This is a genomic window from Streptosporangium sp. CA-135522 (assembly GCF_050949235.1).
Lineage (GTDB): Bacteria > Actinomycetota > Actinomycetes > Streptosporangiales > Streptosporangiaceae > Streptosporangium.
On sequence record NZ_CP192026.1, the window covers coordinates 4,122,994 to 4,139,646 of the forward strand.

Genomic DNA, 16,653 nt, shown 5'->3' on the forward strand with positions numbered 1-16,653 from the left:
GCCCTGGGAGTGGTCGTCCTGTACCTCCCGGGTCCTGCCGGAGCGCCGGTTCCGGTCCGGGGCGCGACCCGGCGCTCTTCGCGAGGTGCGCGGGTCAGGGCGTAGGAATCGTGTCAACAATCGCCTCGCGCGCGTATGAAAGCCGTCAAGATGCGTCAAAGTCCCCCGATCTCGGGATTTGCTTGATTAAGGCCACCCGTCTGGGGGCCACGAGCACGCGCACGGGCGCCCCGCGAGGTGACGGGGAGCGAGGTGACGGGGGAGGGGAGAACGGACGGTGAAAAGGGCCCGCGGGCGGCTGCGCATCTATCTGGGCGCGGCTCCCGGCGTCGGCAAGACCTTCGCGATGCTCGAGGAGGGGCACCGGAGGCTGTCGCGGGGCACCGACGTGGTCGTGGGTCTCGTGGAAACCCACGGTCGCGCCCGCACCACCGAGCTGATCGAGGGCATGGAGGTCGTCCCCCGCAGGACCACGCTGTACCGGGAGGCGAGCTTCACCGAGCTCGACGCGGACGCGGTCATCGCACGCGGGCCGAAAGTGGCGCTGATCGACGAGCTGGCGCACACCAACGTGCCCGGTTCGAAGAACGCCAAGCGCTGGCAGGACGTCGAGGAGATCCTCGACGCCGGGATCGACGTCATCTCCACCGTCAACATCCAGCACCTGGAGTCGCTCAACGACGTCGTCGAGCAGATCACCGAGGTGCCGCAGCGCGAGACCGTGCCCGACGAGGTGGTACGGCGGGCCGAGGCGGTGCAGCTGGTGGACATGCCGCCGGACGGGTTGCGCCGCCGGATGGCCCACGGCAACATCTACGCTCCGGAGAAGATCGACGCGGCCCTGTCCAACTACTTCCGGGTGGGCAACCTGACGGCCCTGCGGGAGCTGGCCCTGCTCTGGCTCGCGGGAAAGGTCGACGACCAGCTCGACCAGTACCGCGCGGAACACGGCATCGCCGGGACCTGGGAGGCCCGCGAGCGCGTCGTGGTGGCGCTGACCGGCGGCCCCGAAGGGGACACGCTGATACGGCGAGCCGTCCGCATCGCGGCCAGGACCAAGGGCGCCGACCTGCTGGCCGTACACGTGACCCTCTCCGACGGGCTGGGCGGGGCCGATCCCGCGCACCTGGCGCGTCAGCGCACGCTGGTGGAGAGCATGGGCGGCACCTACCACCAGGTCGTGGGGGAGAGCGTGCCGCGCGCCCTGCTCGACTTCGCCGCCGGGGTGAACGCCACGCAGCTCGTGCTGGGCACCTCCCGAAGGGGCAGGCTCGCCCACCTGTTCTCCCGGGGCGCCGGGGCGACCGCCGCCGCGCTGTCCGGTTCCATCGACGTCCACATGATCCCCCACGCGGAGGCCGGCAAGGGGGCGCGATCCGTCCGGTCGAGGGCCGCCCTCACCCGAAGGCGCCGGCTCGCCGGGTGGGCGATGGCGCTGCTGGGCATCCCGGCGCTCACCGTCGCGCTGATCCCGTTCAGGACCGAGCTGACGCTGCCCAGCGGGATCCTGCTGTTCCTGCTCATGGTCGTCGGCGTCGCGCTGGTGGGCGGCATGTGGCCGGCCTTGACCGCCGCCGTGGCAGGGTTCCTCCTGCTCAACTACCATTTCACGCCCCCGGTCGGCCGGTTCACCATCTCCGACCCGCAGAACCTGCTCGCGCTGAGCGTCTACGTGCTGGTGGCCGTCATGGTGAGCGCGGTCGTGGACCTGGCGGCACGCCGTACCAGAGAAGCGGTGCGCGCGAGCGCGGACGCCGAGGTGCTGTCCACGCTGGCGGGCCACGTGCTGCGCGGTGACGCGGCGCTGCCGTCCCTGCTGGCGCGGCTGCGCGAGACCTTCACGTTGACCTCGGTGACACTGCTGGAACGCGTGGGCGAGCCCGCGCCGGACGACCAGTCCGAGCCGGGGTCGTGGCGAATCGTCGCGACCTCCGGGGGACCGCCCTGCACCTGCCCGGCATCCGCCGACACCGATGTGGCGATCGGCGGGGATCTCGTGCTCGCCGCCCGCGGCCGGCTGCTCGACGCCGCCGACCGCCGGGTGCTGGAGGCGTTCGCCGCGGAGGCGGCGGTGGCGCTGCGCCAGGAGCGCCTGCGCCGGGAGGCGGACCTCGCCGGGCCGCTGGCCGAGGCCGACAAGATGCGCACCGCCCTGCTCGCCGCGGTCAGCCACGACTTGCGCAGCCCGCTCGCGTCGGCCAGGCTCGCCGTCGAGAGCCTGCGCGGCACCGAGATCGACTGGAGCGAGGAGGACCGCGAGGAGCTGCTGGCCACCGCGGACGAGTCGCTGGTCAAGCTCGACCGGCTGGTCGCCAACCTGCTCGACATGAGCCGCCTGCAGGCCGGCGTGCTCGGCCTCACCCGACAGCCGGTCGCGCTCGAAGAGATCATCCCGCGCTCGATCGACGACCTCGGCCCGCTCCGCGATCACGTCGAGGGTGACATATCCGTGGAACTCCCCGAGGTCCTCGCCGATCCCGCGCTGCTGGAGCGGATCCTGGTCAACGTCATGTCCAACGCCGTGCGCTACAGTCCGGCGGGGCAGAAGGTCCTCGTCACCGCCAGCCGGCACGGCGACCATGTCGAGATCCGCGTCATCGACCGAGGCCCCGGCATCCCGCGCGAGGCGCACGAGCGCGTCTTCATGCCGTTCCAGCGGCTGGGCGACCGGGACAACCACACCGGTGTCGGGCTGGGCCTGGCGCTCTCCCGGGGATTGGCGGAGGCGATGGGCGGCATGCTCACTCCGGAGGAAACACCAGGGGGAGGTCTCACCATGATCCTTACGCTGTCCATCCCCTCGCGGGCGCACCCATGACACGCGTTCTCGTCGTCGACGACGAACCGCAGATCCTGCGGGCCCTGCGCATCAACCTGGTCGCCCGGCACTTCGAGGTGGCGGTGGCCCCCGACGGGGGCGCCGCCCTGCGGGAGGCCGCCGACTGGCATCCCGACCTGGTCGTCCTCGACCTCGGGCTGCCCGACATCGACGGTGTGGACGTCATTCATGGGCTGCGGGGCTGGACCACCGTGCCGATCATCGTGCTCTCCGGGCGTGCCGGCAACCGGGACAAGGTCGAGGCCCTCGACGCGGGCGCCGACGACTACGTCACCAAGCCGTTCAACATCGAGGAACTCCTCGCCCGCATCCGAGCCGTGACCCGCCGTACGGCCGTCCAGGACGCCGAGCTCGCCCGGGTCCGGATCGGTGACCACACGGTGGACCTGGCGGGCAAGGCGATCTCCGGAGGCGTGCGGCTGACCCCCACCGAATGGCGCATGCTCGAACTCCTCCTGCGCAATCCGGGCAAGCTGATCAGCCAGCGGCAGATGCTCGCCGAGGTGTGGGACAGCAAGCACACCACGGAGACCAACTACCTGCGCCAGTACATGGCCCAGCTGCGCCGTAAGCTCGAACCCGATCCCGCGCGGCCGGTCCACCTGCTCACCGAGCCGGGCATGGGCTACCGGTTCCAGCCCTGACGCACGCCTCCCCGCCGGAGCGTCATCAGACCGGCAGGGTGGTCATCAGACCGGCAGGGTGATGGCGGTGGCCACCAGGCCGTCGGCGACGATCCAGCGCCCGGTGAAGCCGGTCAGCCTCCGCCGCGCGACCTGCGGGCCGGGGACGAGGAGACGGGCGATGAAGGCGCCGGAGGGATCGAGGAGGATGTGGACCTCCTCGAAGCCGAGCGGGCGCCGGGCCAGCGGGAACCAGGCCTTGTAGACGCTCTCCTTGGTGCTGAACAGCAGCCGGTCCCAATGGACCCGGCCGCCGAGCCGTTCCAGCGCGGCCCGTTCCTCGTCGAGGGCGATGGTCTGCAGGACTCCCCGAGGGAGCTGCTCGTGGGGTTCGGCGTCGATGCCGAGGGTGATGGCTTTCAGGGAGACGGCCGCGGCCCGATAGCCGGCGCAGTGGGTGATGGCGCCCACCACCCCGCCGGGCCACTGCGGGGCGCCGTGCTCGTCGGGCAGGATCGGAGCGGGGGGCAGTCCGAGGTGGGCCAGGGCCTGGCGCGCGCAGTGCCGGGCGGTGGTGAACTCACGCCGCCGCTTGTCCACGGCGCCGGCGACGACGGACTCCTCCTCGGGGAACAGCGCGATGTCCGGCGGGTCGCGGAAGGCCTCCGCGGCGGCGACCCAGGGCGGCAGGATCTTCTCGATCACGGGACGCGCGGCGGGGCGGGCAGGATCTGGCGCGGACGGCCGGGCGGAGTGGCACGGGGCTGCCATTCGCGGGGGTAGCCCAGCGAGACCTCCTCGAAGCGCACGCCGTCGTACCAGGTGGTGCGGGGAATGTGCAGGTGGCCGTAGACGACCGTGTGGGCGTTGAAGCGCACGTGCCAGTCGGCGGTCTGCTCGGTGCCGCACCAGATCGCGAACTCCTGGTGGCGCATGACCAGGGTCGGCTCGCGGACCAGCGGATAGTGGTTGACGAGCACGGTGGGCATGTCCGGAGGGCGGGCGGTCAGGCGGCGTTCGGTCTCGGCGACCCTGGCGGAGCACCAGGCGGGGCGGGAGGGGTGGGGATCGGGGTGCAGGAACATCTCGTCGGTGCACACCACGCCCTTTTCGTAGGCGAGGGCGAGCGCCTCCTCGGCCGACGCGACGCCGGGCACGCGGAAGGTGTAGTCGTACAGCACGAACAGCGGGGCGACGGTTACCGGCCCGCCCGGTCCGTCCCACACCGGATAGGGGTCCTCGGGAGTCACCACCCCGAGGTCGCCGCAGACCTTCACCAGGTGGCGGTAGCGTTCCTCGCCGCGTAGCTGGACCGGGTCGCTGGGGTGGGTCCACAGCTCGTGGTTGCCCGGCACCCACACCACTTTGGCGAAGCGTCCGGCGAGCAGGCGCAGCGCCCACTCGACGTCGGCGACCTTCTCGGAGACGTCTCCCGCCACCAGCAGCCAGTCGGAGGCGGAGGTGGGCCGCAGCTCCTCGACGATGCGCCGGTTCTCCCGGTAGCCGATGTGCAGATCGCTGATGGCCAGCAGCGACGTCATGCGCGGGCCGCCTTCGGCGATCCGGCGCCGGCCACGGCCGCGGTGGCCCGTAGGCCGGTCACGGCGAGCATCCCGGCGGGCGGGGACGGGACTCCGGACGGCGTGCCCCCTCCTGCCGGGAGGAGGCGGACCACCTGGACGTCGCTCCGCGGTGATGGGGACAAACGCCGGAGCCAGGAACGGGCTGCCGTCAAGGTCCTTCTCCTTCGGTCAGGCCAGAGGGGATGTCGCCGTGCCGTTCCGGCTCCGGGGGTGGGGCCAGTTTCTTGCCATGGGAGACATTTGTCCAGAATCTGAATGCCCGTCGTGTCGCGTCCTTGACTCATGCTCGCCGGGTGGAGTCTGGCTCACGCTCGCCGGGTGGAGTCGCGCGGGATCAGCCTCCAGCCGACCGGCTCGCCGTCGTCCTTCTCGCCCAAGGCCAGCCGGGCACATCGGGCGCCCTGGTCGCGCAGGGACTGCGCGACGGTCGTCAGTCCTGCGGCGGCGGCCGCGTCGGTGTCGTCCCAGCCGGTGACGGCGAGGTCGCCGGGCACGGCCAGACCCATCCGGGCGGCCGCCCGCATCAGTCCCAGCGCGAGCTCGTCGCTCATCGCCGCGACGGCGTCCGGGGCGTGCGGTCCGGCGAGCAGGCCGGCGCCGAGGAGTTCGGCCTCGCGAGCGCTGTTGCGCGAACACACCGCCACGCGGACCTGTGACCACCGCCCCCCGGTCTCCACCCAGGCGTCACGGAAACCGAGCAGACGGCGGCGGGTCACCCGGAAGGTCGCCGTGGCGGGATCCAGCGCCCGATGCACGCCGGTGGCCCGCGCGCGGTCGAGGGGGAAGCTGAGCACCATCGGCCGCCGGGCGCCGGCGAAGGCGGCCGAGGCCACCGCCCGCGCCGCCGCGCGGTCGTCGACCGCCACGAACGACAGGTCGTCACGGCGTGGGCCGCCGTGCACGACGGAGGGCAGGCCGGTGGCGGCGACCGCGTCCACGACCGGGTCGTCATCGGAGGTCGTCCAGACCACGAAGCCGTCCACGGCGGCCTCGGCCACCCGGTCGACGTCTCCCGGGGAGCCGGTGACGGGCACGATGGTGAGTCCCAGGCCGTGGCCGGCGCACACTTCGGCGATCCCGGCCAGGAAGCGGGCGGCCTGCGGATCCTCGAAGGCGTACGTCAGGTGCTCGCCGAGGATCACACCGAGGCTGCCCGCCCGCCCGCGCCGCAGCGAGCGCGCACCCGGATGAGGGCCGGGATACCCCAGCCGCTCAGCGGCCTCGCGGACCCTGGTCCGGGTCTGTTCCGAGACCCGCTCCGGCTGGGCGTAGGTGTAGGAGACGGTCATCACCGACACCTCTGCCGCCCGTGCCACCTCCGCCATGGTCGGCCGCCGGCGCGACGCAGCTCTTGTCATCCCTCACCTTAACTTGTGTATCGTTACACACGTGTCTGTTCGGATGGTGGGAACGCGGGCCAGAACGGCGTACTGCGGGTTCGCCGTCTTCGGGGCCTTCTGGGGCGTGTGGGGCGCCTCCGTGCCCGCGATCCGGGACCGGGCCGGTCTCACCGACGGGGAACTGGGCGCGGCGCTGCTGTTCATCGGCGCCGGGGCGCTTCCCGCGATGCTGACCGCCGGACGGGCCGTCGACCGGTGGGGGCATCGCCTGACCGCGGCCCTGCTCGTCCTGCTCGGTGTCGTCGGCATCGGGGTGGCCGTCACGGCGGCGGATCCGGTGAGCCTGTCGGCAGGGCTGACGTTGCTCGGTGCCGCCTCGGGGGCCGCGGACGTGGCCGTCAACTCGGCCGCGGGCTCAGCGGAGAGCGCCGCAGGCCGGCCGGTCATCACCAGGGCGCACGGCGTCTTCTCCACCGCGGTGGTCGGAGCCAGCCTCGTCACCGGCCTGTTCCGCGGTGTGGCGGCGCCCGTTGTGGTGCCGTTCGCGTTGGTCGCGCTCGCCGCGGTGGGCGCGGGCCTGGTCATCGCCGCCGACGCCCGCCGCGCCGCACCCGTCCGTCCGGGCCGCGCGCCGGAGGGCGGAGCCCGTGACCGCCGTGCCGTACCCGACCGTCCCGGCCCGGCGCCGGAGGGCGGAGCCCGAGGCCGGTCGCTGCCCCGGGCGTACCTGCCGGTCCTGCTGGTCGCCGGCGCGCTGGGTGCGCTCGCCTTCGCCGTGGAGAACGCCCACCAGAGCTGGAGCGCGGTCTACCTGGCGGACATCCTGCGCGCCGATCCCGTGCTCGCCTCCGCGGGCCCGGCGGTCTTCGCCGCGGTCGTCGCCCTCACCCGGTTCGCGGCGGGCTCTGTGAGATCCGGCCCCGGCGGGGCCATGACCGTGCTGATCCTCGGCGCGGTCGCGGCGGCCGCCGGAACCGTGACGCTGGCCCTCGCCACCGCGGTGCCGGCGGCGCTGTTCGGGCTCGCCCTGGCCGCCGCCGGCACCGCGGTGCTGTTTCCGACCCTGCTCAGCCTGGCCGCCGCCGGCGTCCGGGACTCCGCCCGCGGCGCCGCCACGTCGATCATGACCACCGTGGCTTATCTGGGCTTCCTCGCGGGGCCGGTATACGTGGGTTACTGGGCCCAGGTCGCCGGCCTGCCGGGCGCCATGCTGGCGGTGTCGGCGCTCGCCGGAGCGCTGGCTCTGATCACGTGGCCGGCGCTGCGCGCGGCCGCTCCCCGCTCGCCCGCGGGCCCGTCCCCGGAGAAGGCGGGATCCGTGCCGGAAGAGGGCGCGCACGGCGGCCCGGCGGAGACCGGCGCCTCGGGCGCCGGTCCCGACGCGCCGCCGGACCGGCGCCCGGCCGCATAGGCCGACGACATGGCCGGCGGCATGGGCCGGCGACGAGCCGAGGGGCTCCGCCCATGATCAGACCTTTACCCCGGTTTGCAGCGGCGAAGGTGCCTGCCCGGCGAGCACCCACCGTAATGTGACGACTACCGTAAATAACGGAGCGTCCATATGTCAGTGACATCGACCATGCAGTCAGCCGTCGACGAGGCCTTCGCCCGGCGCGATCGCGCCGGCCGCGTCCTCGCGGGAGACTCCGGGCGCATCGCGCGGATGTGCCAGGACATGGCCGCCCGTTTCCACCGCGGCGGGAAGCTGATCGTCTTCGGTAACGGCGGCGGAGGCGCGGACGCGGCCCACATCGCGGTCGAGTTCATGCATCCGGTCATCGTGGGCAAGAGGGCCCTGCCGGCGCTCGCCCTGAGCAACGACGCCGCCACGTTCGCCGGGGTGAGCAATCGTGAGGGCATCGCCGAGACCTTCGCCCACCAGATGCACCGCTGGGCGGATCCGGCGGACATGGCGCTGGGGATCTCTCGCGACGGCCGATGCGCGAACGTCCTGCGAGGCCTGGAGATGGCCAAGATGCTGGGGCTGCTCACCGGCGCCCTGGTCGGCGGTGACGGAGGCCCCATCGCGCGCAGCCCGGCGACCGACCACGTGCTGACCGTCGCCTCGGACGACCCCGCCGTGGTCAAGGAGGTGCACGTCACCGCCTACCACGTGCTGTGGGAGCTGGTGCATGTGTTCTTCGAGCAGTCCGGCTCGCTCCACGCCGGGACGGGCGGGGAGGCGAGCGGATGAGCGGGCCCGGAGGCTGCCGCGACGGCGTGTGCGTCGAGGAGGCCGTGGCCGTGATCGCGAGGGGAGACGGTGAGCATGCTTGAGGAGCCGCCGACCGAGGAAGTCCAGGATCTGTACCCCTTCCTCTACGAGGGGCGCGCCGACGTCGAATCGGTGCTCGCGGAGGCCTGCCGGTCCACCGAGGAGAAGGCGGCCGAGATCGTACGGCTCCGCTGGCAGGTGGCGGAGGCGTCCGCCGACGCGCTCATGGAGTGCGCCGAGGAGATGGCCCTGCGCTTCGCCTCGGGCGGGCGGCTGTTCGCCTTCGGCAACGGCGGCAGCAGCACCGACGCCCAGGAGGTGGCCACCGTCTTCCTCCACCCGCCCTACGGCCTGTCGCTGCCCGCCCTGTCCCTGACCAGCGATGTCGCCGTGGTCACCGCGCTCTCCAACGACGTGGGATTCGACGTCGTCTTCGCGCGCCAGCTCGCCGCGCTGGCACGGCACGGCGACATCGCCGTCGGCCTGTCGACGAGCGGAGGCTCCTCCAACGTCGTGCGGGCCTTCGAGGAGGCCAAGCGCCAGGGCATGCTCACCATCGGTCTGGCCGGGGATCGGGGAGGCAGGCTGGCCGAGCTCGACCTGCTCGACTACCTGTTCGTCATCCCGTCGTCGTCGGTGCACCGGATCCAGGAAGCCCAGACCACGGTCTACCACGTGCTGTGGGAGCTCACCCAGCACGCGCTCGGCGCGGTGCCCACCACCCGGCAGGCCCACGGCACCGGATAGGCGGTTCGGCCGGCCCGCCGCAGCGGGCCCGCGGGAAGGGGCGCGGAGTTGCGCGGGCCGCGCACCCGGCACGCGTCCGGCGCGCTGTGACCGATCGGCCGTCGGAGAGCCGTCTGCCCGGCGGCGGGAGGACGTGGGGCGGCGGAACCGGTCCTGGAGCTGCTCCGGCAGCAGATCGCGACGGTGTCCGCCGGCGCGAGTCACGAGGAGGAACGAACATGCTGAAACGTCTGGTCGCCGCGGCGCTCGTCATCGGGGTGGCCGCGCTGGTCTACCAGTTGATCCCCGACATCAAGCGCTACCTGCGGATCAGGAGGATGTGACGGCTCGCGGGCCGTCACATCCCGACGGCGGGTCGTGGCACGCGGCCCGTGAAACCGAGTGAAACGAGGTGAATTCGGTCATGCACGAATTCGGGATCGCCGAGGCGATCCTCGACGCGGTGGAAAGACGCGCGGACGGCCGGCGGGTACGGCGGGCGAAGGTGCACGCCGGCGCTCTGCTGCGCGTCACGGAACCCGCGATCAACCAGGCGTTCGCCCTGGTCGCCGAAGGATCGCTGGCGGAGGGGGCGCGCGTGGACCTGGTCATCGTCCCCGTGCGGCTCATCTGCCGCTCCTGCGGGCAGACGGCCACGTCCGTCGACCCCTTCGCCACCTGCTTCGAGTGCGGTGGCGCCGACATCGACACCGAGGGCGGCGACGACCTCGTCCTCGAATCCATCCAGCTGGCGGAGGCCACCCACGTGCCCGGGAATTCCCGGCGAGATCGTGGAGATCCTGCCGGACCATCCTGACCTGGCCATGGCCGACGTCAGCGGGGTGCGCCGCGCGATCAACGTCGACCTGCTGGAGAAAGGGTGGGGTCGCGACGGTCGTCAACGAGATCGCGCAGGCCCCGAAGGTCGCGGTCGTGCTCGAAGAGGAGACGATCCCGGTATGTCCGGCCGTGCGCGGGGCATGTGAACTGTTGGGGATCGATCCGCTCCACGTGGCCTGCGAGGGCCGGATGGTCGTGGTGGTGGCCCCGGAGTCCGCCGAGGCCGCGTTGACCGCCCTGCGCTCCCATCCGCTCGGCTCCGCCGCGGCCGTCATCGGGCGGATCGACGACGACCCCCCGGGCCGGTCCTGCCGAAGACCTCCTTCGGCGGCACCCGCATCGTCGACCCGCTGGTCGGGGACCCCTTGCCGAGAATCTGCTGAGAACCCGAAATCCGATGGGGGGCTGGAGATGAACGAGCCACGCGAGTCACAGGACGCGGGCCGGTTCGAGGGAGACGAGCACGGTTACTCCCCCGACGTGGGGCGCGCGAGCGAAGAGGTGTCCCAGGCCGGTGACCGGGCCTGGGACACTCCGCCGGAGGAGAAGGAGCCCGGTCGCGAGGTGTCGCAGGAGGAACGACAGGGGGTCTCCTCCACCGACACCGAGCCCGAGGGACCCTTCGGTGTCGGCGTCAGCGCGTCCCGGCGCGCCGAGGAGATCGCGAGCCGCGAGAGCGAGGAGGGACGCCGGACGACCGGCGTCGAAGAGAAGACGGGACGTCCGTACGGGACCTCCGCTCCGGAGGACGCCACCGGCGTCGATCCTCAGGAGACCGTCGAGGAGGACAGCCCGCACATTCCGCCGGGGGACACGTCCTGAACCCGTCCCTGAGGCGGCGGCCGTGCGGTCGCGGGCGGGGCCGGTGTCCGCCCGCGACCGGAGGCGCGCGAACACGGTCCGCGGCACGGAGTGCCGTCTTCGGTCTGATCGCCCGCTGAGGATCGCCGTGCCCCGCGAACGGTCATCGGAGCGGCGGATTCCGGCCGGATTCACTTCGACCCACCGCCGTGGGTGTGGGACCCTTCCTACGCGCCCGGTCGCTCCAGGTGGTCGAGTACGGCCCGAGCCACCTTGTGCTTGGACATCTCGGGCCTGTGGAAGCGCAGGTCGGCCACCTCCGCGAAGGAGGCCGCCCGGCGCTCGCGCAGCTCGGTCGCCAGTATCAGCGGCTCCTTGCCGAACCGCGGCCGGTGCGGTTTGTCCAGGATCTTCTGGGCGAGGAACTCCGGCGAGGCGTCCAGCCACACGACCAGGGCCGGTTTCAGCTCGGCCCGGCACTGCGGGTCGTCGAGCACGCTGGCCGCCGCGGCGATGACCGGGGCGGGCCGTTCGGCGAGGGACTCCCGTAGATGGGCGGCCTCCCTGGCGTGCAGTACCTCGGCGCCCTCGCGGGCGGCGATCTCGGCGGCGGTGGCGGCGTAGCGCTCCTCGAGGTATTCGTCGCTGTCGCGCACGGGTCTGCCGAGGGCTTCGCCGAGTAGCCGCGACACGCTGGTCTTTCCCGCGCCCATCAAGCCGATCACGACGATCGGGACATCGGCCGCCATGCCTGTCACCTCCTGATGTTCATGGGATGGAGTGCTCTCTCCCTGCCCAGAAGGATCTGTCTTAGCCGTCCGGCGTGTTCCCGCAGGCAGGGCCGGGGCGATGGCGCGGCATGCGCGGGGTTCGGGCACGTCCGTCGTTGACAATGATGGAACTGATCGGTACCGTTTTAGTGACGGAACCGATCAGTACCATTTGTGGGAGAAATCATGCCTCGGCTACCGCAGTTGACCGAAGACCCCGACGGCCTGCTGGAGGAGACGCAGCGCCAGCTCGGCCGGGTGCCCAACCTGTACGCCGCGATGGCGAACGGCCCCGCCGCACTGCGCGGCTACCTGGCGATGCGTGACGCGCTCACCCAAGGCGTGCTGCGCGCCAGGCTGCGCGAGCAGATCGCCCTGCTGGTCGCCCAGGAGAACCGTTGCACCTACTGCGTCAGCGCGCACACCATGCGCGGCACCCGCATGGGGCTGAGCGAGGAGGAGTTGAAGCTGACCCGTGACGGCCACGACGCCGACCCGCACGCCGACGCGGTCCTGCAGATCACCCGGGAGGTCGTCCAGGCGGGCGGCAGGGTGAGCGACGAGAGCCTGGCGCGCGCCCGGGAGGCCGGGGTGACCGACGCCGAGCTCGCCGAGATCGTCGCCCATGTCGCGCTGAACACCCTGTCGAACTACTTCAACCACCTGGCCCAGCCCGAGCTCGACTTCCCCGAGGTGACCGCATGAACCCCACCTGGCGCACCGCTTCCGTCGAGCTCGTCTCGGGCTACCGGGTGACCGGTCCCGACGGACGGCCCACCGACCGGGTGGAGGAGGCCCGGGTCGCCTTCGAGGGCGGCTTCGCCCACATCGAGGTGCCGGGCACCGGCCTGATCGACGTGGTCTCCGCCCCGGCGGTCCGGTTGATCACCTACCGGCCCGAGGCCTGCTCCGTCGAGAAGACGGGCTGAGCCGCCCGGCCTCTCCGCACCTCCCCGCCGAAGCGTCCCCGTTCATCGACGGCCCCGCCGTCGCCGGCCTCCCTGCCTCGATGTGATCCGCAGGGGGCCGCTCGCGTCACACCGGGCCTCGTCACACCGGGCCTCTACGTGGCCGACAGCGGAGCAAGGCAGCTCTGGCGTCGCCAGTGATCGAAGACGATGGTGGTGTTGGTGCGGCGGACCTGCGGCAGGGTCTCCAGAGGGGTGATCACGCGCTCCAGGAGCTGGTCGGTCGAGGTGGCGTAGACCTGGAGCAGGAAGTGGTGGTCGCTGCTGACCTGCATCACGGCCATGACGTGTTCGAGGGCACGGCAGGTGGCCAGGAGGCGGCCGGTCGCCTCCGAGGACTGTTCGGCGAGCTCGACGGCGACCAGGACCTCCAGGTGGAGGCCGAGCGCCCGGCGGTCGACGTGGGCGTGGAAGCCGCGCACCACCTCGCGCTCGCGCAGGCTCTGGACGCGCAGCAGGCACGTGGACGGGGGGATGCCCACCGTCTCGGCGAGGGCCGCGTTGGTCATCCTCGCATCATCGGCGAGGGACAGCAGGATACGCCCCTCGTGCTCGGACAGGCCGGTGGCGTCGTGGAGGATCTGCGACGTGGGGGTCATGTTCCACTCCCGTTCTGCAGGAAATGCAGATATTCGTTGAATTCCTAATTCATCACCAGAATTCTTGTCGTGGAGTGGAGGGATCTGCAAGCTTCTGTGAAGTGCGGCGACCTGGAGGGGACATGGCTGAGGACTTCCGCGTGCATCTGGGGCCGCCGGGCCTGGCGATGCGGCCTGACTTCACCGACCGATACGAGACGGCGGCCGACTGGCTGCCGCCGTGGGACTTCGGCTCCCCGCTGGAGGTGGGAGTCGTCGGTGCGGGACTGCGCGGCGGCTCGCTCACGCCGACGGGCTACCACGCCGCGCCCGACGCGTTCCGCGCCTCGCCGGCCGGGTTCTCCGCCTACAGCCCCGACTTCGACGTGGATCTCACGGAGATGATCGTCAGGGATCTGGGCGACATCGCGATGCCGGTGCTCGACCCGGTGGAGGGGCTGCGGCGCGTCGAGGAGTCGGTGGCGGGACTGCACGCCCTGCCCGAGGACCCGTTCGTCGTGCTGTTGGGCGGCGACCACGCGGTGACGGCACCCGCGGCGCGGGCGTTCGCCCGGACACACCCGGGAGAGCGGTTCGGGCTGATCCACTTCGACGCGCACAACGACGTGCGGGTGTGAGCGGCGATCATGGGCGGACTGTATCCCGAGGTCGAACCGTACGAGCACGGCAGGCTGGATGTCGGTGACGGCAACCTCCTCTACTGGGAGACCTGCGGGAACCCGGCGGGCAAGCCCGCGCTCTTCCTGCACGGCGGACCCGGTGGCGGCTGCTCGCCGCGCCACCGCAGGCTGTTCGATCCCGACGGTTACCGGATCGTGCTGTTCGACCAGCGCGGCTGCGGACGCAGCACTCCCGGTGCCGCCGAACCCGAGGCCGACCTGGCGGGCAACACCACCGCCCACCTGCTCGCCGACATCGAGCTCCTGCGCGAACGGCTGGGTGTCGACCGCTGGCTGGTATGCGGCGGCTCCTGGGGCAGCACGCTCGCCCTCGCCTACGCCCAGCGCCACCCCGACAGGGTCGGCGAGCTGGTGGTGGCCGGGGTGTTCACCGCGCGGCGCAGCGAGATGTACTGGTCCTACGGCGGCGGCTCCGGCTTCCTGTTCCCCGAGGCATGGCACCGGTTCCGCGCCGCCGCGCCGCCGGGGACGGCCGACGGCGATCTCATCGACGCCTACCACCGATTGTTGTACGACCCCGAGCCCGCCGTGCGCGAGCGGGCCGCCGCCGCGTGGTGCGCGTGGGAGGCCGAGACCGTCTCCCTGCGCCCCGATCCCGAGCTCGCCGGCGAATACGCCGACCCCGCCTTCGCGCTCGGGTTCGCCAGGATCGTCACCCACTACTTCCGCCACGCCGCCTGGCTGGAGGAGGGTGTCCTGCTGCGTGAGGCGGGCAGGCTCGCCGGCATCCCCGGCCGCATCGTGCAGGGCCGCTGGGACTTCCAAACGCCCCCGCTCGCCGCCTGGGAACTCCACCGGGCATGGCCGGACGCCGAACTTGTGATCGTCGAGGACGCCGGTCACAGCTCCGCCGAGCCGGCCGTCGCTCAGGCGATGATCGACGCCACCGACTTCTTCCGCCGATCCCGGTGACCCTGCCGAGGCTCTCGCCGGCCGCCGTCCCGTTCGAGTCACTGCTCGAGTCACTGCCGCGTCCGGCTCGGCGGCGGTGGGCCCCCGGAGGAACGCGTAGAGATTAACGGTGGGCCCCGGAGGAACGCGTAGAGATTATGGGTGATTTGACCCCATCTGTCGACCCTTGACATTGAAACCCCGCGAGGTCACGCTGTTGCGTATAGCGCTGACTGTTCCGTCTTACGAAACCGGGGTTGGTTGCGATGATCCCTGCGTGTCCTCTTACCGCCCTCCCGCGGGGCGAGGCTTACCGGCTCGACAGCGAACCGCCCATCGCCGTCTTCCACACCGAGGACGGTGAGATCTACGCCGTCGACGACACCTGCACCCACCAGGACGCCTCGCTCGCCGACGGGTGGCTGGAGGGTTGCGAGGTGGAGTGCCCGCTGCACGCCTCGCGTTTCGACCTGAGGACGGGCAAGGTGGACGCACCGCCGGCGAAGCTGCCCATCCGCACCCACCGGGTGACGGTCGAGGACGGCGTCGTCTACGTCCTGCCGTCGGAGGAGCCCCCCAACCTGCCGCCCGGCATCCGTCCGGAGACGACATGAGGTCGATCGCCGTCGTCGGCGCCTCACTGGCGGGCCTGTCGGCCGCCCGCGCGCTGCGTGGCCAGGGATTCGACGGGCGGCTGACGCTCATCGGCACCGAACGGCACCGCCCCTACGACCGGCCGCCGCTGTCGAAGGACTTCCTCGCCGGGCGGATGAGCGAGGCCGACCTGGCGCTGGAGACCGACGACGAGGACCTCGGGGCCGCCTGGCGGCTCGGCGTGACCGCGACCGGTCTCGACCCGCGGGACCGCGGCGTGCTCCTCGGCGACGGCACCACCGTGCGAGCCGACGGAATCGTCATCGCGACGGGCGCCACCGCCCGCCGCCTGCCCGGAAGCGACGGGCTCGACGGGGTTCACACCCTGCGCTCCCTCGACGACGCCAGAGCCCTGCGCGCCGACCTCGTGCCGGGACGGTCCCTCGTCGTGATCGGCGCCGGATTCATCGGGGCCGAGGTCGCGTCGACGGCTCGCGAGCTGGGGCTCGACGTGACGGTCGTCGAGACGGCTCCGGCGCCGTTCGCCGGCTCGCTCGGCGCCGAGATGGGCGCCGTGGTGGCCTCGCTCCACGGCGACCACGGGGTCCGCCTCATCTGCGGCGTCGGTGTGCGGGCGCTCACCGGAACGGGCCGCGTGAACGGGGTGCTGCTCGACGACGACCGGGTCCTGCCCGCGGACGTGGTGCTCGTCGGGATCGGAGCGCGGCCCAACGTCGAATGGCTGGGAGGATCGGGCCTCCAGCTCGCCAACGGAGTGCTGTGCGACGCCGGAGGCGCCACCGGAGTGCCCGGCGTCGTCGCCGTCGGTGACTGCGCGGCCTGGTTCGACCCCGCCGTGGGACAGCATCACCGCGTCGAGCACTGGACCGGGGCGCTGCAACGGCCCGCCGCGGCGGCGGTCACGCTGCTGTCGGGCGGAATGACCGTGCCCGAGCCCCCCAGGCCGCCGTACTTCTGGTCGGACCAGTACGGAACGAAGATCCAGTTCGTCGGCCACGCGCGTCCGGGAGACACGATCACCGTGGAGGAAGGCGACGTGGCCGACCGCAGCTTCCTGGCCGTCTACCGGCGGGACGACCGGCCGGTCGCGGTGCTGAGCATGAACCAGGTCCGTCTGTTCACCCGCTGGCGCCGTCAGATCGACGCCGTCACGACTCGTTGAG

The 16,653-nt window shown here is 72.1% G+C and carries 19 protein-coding genes; 14 read left to right on the forward strand and 5 right to left on the reverse strand.

All coding sequences use genetic code 11. The features are described from left to right. The first annotated feature begins 277 nt into the window (after positions 1 to 277). A complete protein-coding gene (locus tag ACQPYK_RS19065) occupies positions 278 to 2,818 on the forward strand; it encodes a DUF4118 domain-containing protein (RefSeq protein ID WP_433256967.1) in 2,541 nt (846 codons plus the stop codon). Beyond that, a complete protein-coding gene (locus ACQPYK_RS19070) occupies positions 2,815 to 3,483 on the forward strand; it encodes a response regulator (protein ID WP_433256968.1) in 669 nt (222 codons plus the stop codon). Before ACQPYK_RS19065 ends, ACQPYK_RS19070 begins: the two co-directional genes overlap by 4 nt. 45 nt (positions 3,484 to 3,528) lie before the next feature. Here the strand turns inward: ACQPYK_RS19070 and ACQPYK_RS19075 are convergent, their stop codons facing one another. From ACQPYK_RS19075 to ACQPYK_RS19085, 3 genes are all read right to left on the reverse strand, one after another. Continuing rightward, complete coding sequence (locus ACQPYK_RS19075; RefSeq protein WP_433256970.1) at positions 3,529 to 4,167, reverse strand: 4'-phosphopantetheinyl transferase family protein; 639 nt, start codon at positions 4,165 to 4,167, stop codon at positions 3,529 to 3,531. After that, positions 4,164 to 5,003, reverse strand: a complete 840-nt coding sequence (locus ACQPYK_RS19080) for a metallophosphoesterase family protein (protein ID WP_433256972.1) — start codon at positions 5,001 to 5,003, stop codon at positions 4,164 to 4,166. The genes ACQPYK_RS19075 and ACQPYK_RS19080 overlap by 4 nt, the downstream gene beginning before the upstream one ends. A 347-nt stretch (positions 5,004 to 5,350) precedes the next feature. Beyond that, positions 5,351 to 6,403, reverse strand: coding sequence for a LacI family DNA-binding transcriptional regulator (locus ACQPYK_RS19085; RefSeq protein WP_433256974.1), 1,053 nt, complete (start codon positions 6,401 to 6,403; stop codon positions 5,351 to 5,353). 31 nt (positions 6,404 to 6,434) lie between these two features. Here ACQPYK_RS19085 and ACQPYK_RS19090 point away from each other — a divergent pair, with 31 nt between their 5' ends. The 6 genes from ACQPYK_RS19090 to ACQPYK_RS19115 all read left to right on the forward strand — a co-directional run bounded on the left by ACQPYK_RS19090 (position 6,435) and on the right by ACQPYK_RS19115 (position 10,988). Continuing rightward, positions 6,435 to 7,796: an MFS transporter gene (locus ACQPYK_RS19090; protein ID WP_433256976.1), complete on the forward strand. Its 1,362-nt coding sequence runs from the start codon at positions 6,435 to 6,437 to the stop codon at positions 7,794 to 7,796. A 150-nt stretch (positions 7,797 to 7,946) separates the two neighbouring features. Then, complete coding sequence (locus tag ACQPYK_RS19095) at positions 7,947 to 8,579, forward strand: D-sedoheptulose-7-phosphate isomerase (protein WP_433256978.1); 633 nt, start codon at positions 7,947 to 7,949, stop codon at positions 8,577 to 8,579. Between the two features lie 75 nt (positions 8,580 to 8,654). Then, positions 8,655 to 9,347 (forward strand): D-sedoheptulose-7-phosphate isomerase, encoded by a 693-nt coding sequence (locus tag ACQPYK_RS19100; RefSeq protein ID WP_433258838.1) that lies wholly within the window; start codon positions 8,655 to 8,657, stop codon positions 9,345 to 9,347. A gap of 218 nt (positions 9,348 to 9,565) precedes the next feature. After that, positions 9,566 to 9,670, forward strand: coding sequence for a DUF6893 family small protein (locus ACQPYK_RS19105; RefSeq protein ID WP_433256980.1), 105 nt, complete (start codon positions 9,566 to 9,568; stop codon positions 9,668 to 9,670). An 80-nt stretch (positions 9,671 to 9,750) separates the two neighbouring features. Then, positions 9,751 to 10,143: a hydrogenase maturation nickel metallochaperone HypA gene (locus ACQPYK_RS19110; protein ID WP_433256982.1), complete on the forward strand. Its 393-nt coding sequence runs from the start codon at positions 9,751 to 9,753 to the stop codon at positions 10,141 to 10,143. 116 nt (positions 10,144 to 10,259) lie between these two features. Beyond that, on the forward strand, positions 10,260 to 10,988 hold the full coding sequence (locus ACQPYK_RS19115; protein ID WP_433256984.1) for an AIR synthase-related protein: 729 nt from the start codon (positions 10,260 to 10,262) through the stop codon (positions 10,986 to 10,988). Between the two features lie 206 nt (positions 10,989 to 11,194). Here ACQPYK_RS19115 and ACQPYK_RS19120 read toward each other — a convergent pair whose 3' ends face one another. Next, on the reverse strand, positions 11,195 to 11,716 hold the full coding sequence (locus ACQPYK_RS19120; RefSeq protein ID WP_433256986.1) for a shikimate kinase: 522 nt from the start codon (positions 11,714 to 11,716) through the stop codon (positions 11,195 to 11,197). Positions 11,717 to 11,923: 207 nt separating this feature from the next. On the opposite strand from ACQPYK_RS19120, the gene ACQPYK_RS19125 reads away from it, so the two are divergent. Both ACQPYK_RS19125 and ACQPYK_RS19130 read left to right on the forward strand, forming a co-directional pair. After that, a complete protein-coding gene (locus ACQPYK_RS19125; RefSeq protein WP_433256988.1) occupies positions 11,924 to 12,442 on the forward strand; it encodes a carboxymuconolactone decarboxylase family protein in 519 nt (172 codons plus the stop codon). Then, positions 12,439 to 12,666: a hypothetical protein gene (locus ACQPYK_RS19130; protein ID WP_433256990.1), complete on the forward strand. Its 228-nt coding sequence runs from the start codon at positions 12,439 to 12,441 to the stop codon at positions 12,664 to 12,666. The genes ACQPYK_RS19125 and ACQPYK_RS19130 overlap by 4 nt, the downstream gene beginning before the upstream one ends. Positions 12,667 to 12,800: 134 nt before the next feature. On the opposite strand, the gene ACQPYK_RS19135 is transcribed toward ACQPYK_RS19130, so the two are convergent. Further along, positions 12,801 to 13,304 (reverse strand): Lrp/AsnC family transcriptional regulator, encoded by a 504-nt coding sequence (locus ACQPYK_RS19135; protein ID WP_433256992.1) that lies wholly within the window; start codon positions 13,302 to 13,304, stop codon positions 12,801 to 12,803. A gap of 122 nt (positions 13,305 to 13,426) precedes the next feature. On the opposite strand from ACQPYK_RS19135, the gene ACQPYK_RS19140 reads away from it, so the two are divergent. The 4 genes from ACQPYK_RS19140 to ACQPYK_RS19155 all read left to right on the forward strand — a co-directional run bounded on the left by ACQPYK_RS19140 (position 13,427) and on the right by ACQPYK_RS19155 (position 16,652). Then, complete coding sequence (locus tag ACQPYK_RS19140) at positions 13,427 to 13,921, forward strand: arginase family protein (protein WP_433256994.1); 495 nt, start codon at positions 13,427 to 13,429, stop codon at positions 13,919 to 13,921. A 9-nt stretch (positions 13,922 to 13,930) separates the two neighbouring features. After that, positions 13,931 to 14,896, forward strand: coding sequence for a prolyl aminopeptidase (pip, locus tag ACQPYK_RS19145; protein ID WP_433256996.1), 966 nt, complete (start codon positions 13,931 to 13,933; stop codon positions 14,894 to 14,896). 245 nt (positions 14,897 to 15,141) lie between these two features. Next, complete coding sequence (locus tag ACQPYK_RS19150) at positions 15,142 to 15,489, forward strand: bifunctional 3-phenylpropionate/cinnamic acid dioxygenase ferredoxin subunit (RefSeq protein WP_433256998.1); 348 nt, start codon at positions 15,142 to 15,144, stop codon at positions 15,487 to 15,489. Beyond that, on the forward strand, positions 15,486 to 16,652 hold the full coding sequence (locus ACQPYK_RS19155) for an NAD(P)/FAD-dependent oxidoreductase (protein WP_433257000.1): 1,167 nt from the start codon (positions 15,486 to 15,488) through the stop codon (positions 16,650 to 16,652). The genes ACQPYK_RS19150 and ACQPYK_RS19155 overlap by 4 nt, the downstream gene beginning before the upstream one ends. The last annotated feature ends 1 nt before the right edge of the window (position 16,653 follow it).

Coding starts and splice junctions, on each gene's coding strand:
- ACQPYK_RS19100 (WP_433258838.1), top strand. CDS start 8,655: ATGCTTGAGGAGCCGCCGACCGAGGAAGTCCAGGATCTGTACCCCTTC.
- ACQPYK_RS19135 (WP_433256992.1), bottom strand. CDS start 13,304: ATGACCCCCACGTCGCAGATCCTCCACGACGCCACCGGCCTGTCCGAG.
- ACQPYK_RS19125 (WP_433256988.1), top strand. CDS start 11,924: ATGCCTCGGCTACCGCAGTTGACCGAAGACCCCGACGGCCTGCTGGAG.
- ACQPYK_RS19085 (WP_433256974.1), bottom strand. CDS start 6,403: ATGACAAGAGCTGCGTCGCGCCGGCGGCCGACCATGGCGGAGGTGGCA.
- ACQPYK_RS19095 (WP_433256978.1), top strand. CDS start 7,947: ATGTCAGTGACATCGACCATGCAGTCAGCCGTCGACGAGGCCTTCGCC.
- ACQPYK_RS19080 (WP_433256972.1), bottom strand. CDS start 5,003: ATGACGTCGCTGCTGGCCATCAGCGATCTGCACATCGGCTACCGGGAG.
- ACQPYK_RS19120 (WP_433256986.1), bottom strand. CDS start 11,716: ATGGCGGCCGATGTCCCGATCGTCGTGATCGGCTTGATGGGCGCGGGA.
- ACQPYK_RS19070 (WP_433256968.1), top strand. CDS start 2,815: ATGACACGCGTTCTCGTCGTCGACGACGAACCGCAGATCCTGCGGGCC.
- ACQPYK_RS19110 (WP_433256982.1), top strand. CDS start 9,751: ATGCACGAATTCGGGATCGCCGAGGCGATCCTCGACGCGGTGGAAAGA.
- pip (WP_433256996.1), top strand. CDS start 13,931: ATGGGCGGACTGTATCCCGAGGTCGAACCGTACGAGCACGGCAGGCTG.
- ACQPYK_RS19140 (WP_433256994.1), top strand. CDS start 13,427: ATGGCTGAGGACTTCCGCGTGCATCTGGGGCCGCCGGGCCTGGCGATG.
- ACQPYK_RS19155 (WP_433257000.1), top strand. CDS start 15,486: ATGAGGTCGATCGCCGTCGTCGGCGCCTCACTGGCGGGCCTGTCGGCC.
- ACQPYK_RS19150 (WP_433256998.1), top strand. CDS start 15,142: ATGATCCCTGCGTGTCCTCTTACCGCCCTCCCGCGGGGCGAGGCTTAC.
- ACQPYK_RS19105 (WP_433256980.1), top strand. CDS start 9,566: ATGCTGAAACGTCTGGTCGCCGCGGCGCTCGTCATCGGGGTGGCCGCG.
- ACQPYK_RS19130 (WP_433256990.1), top strand. CDS start 12,439: ATGAACCCCACCTGGCGCACCGCTTCCGTCGAGCTCGTCTCGGGCTAC.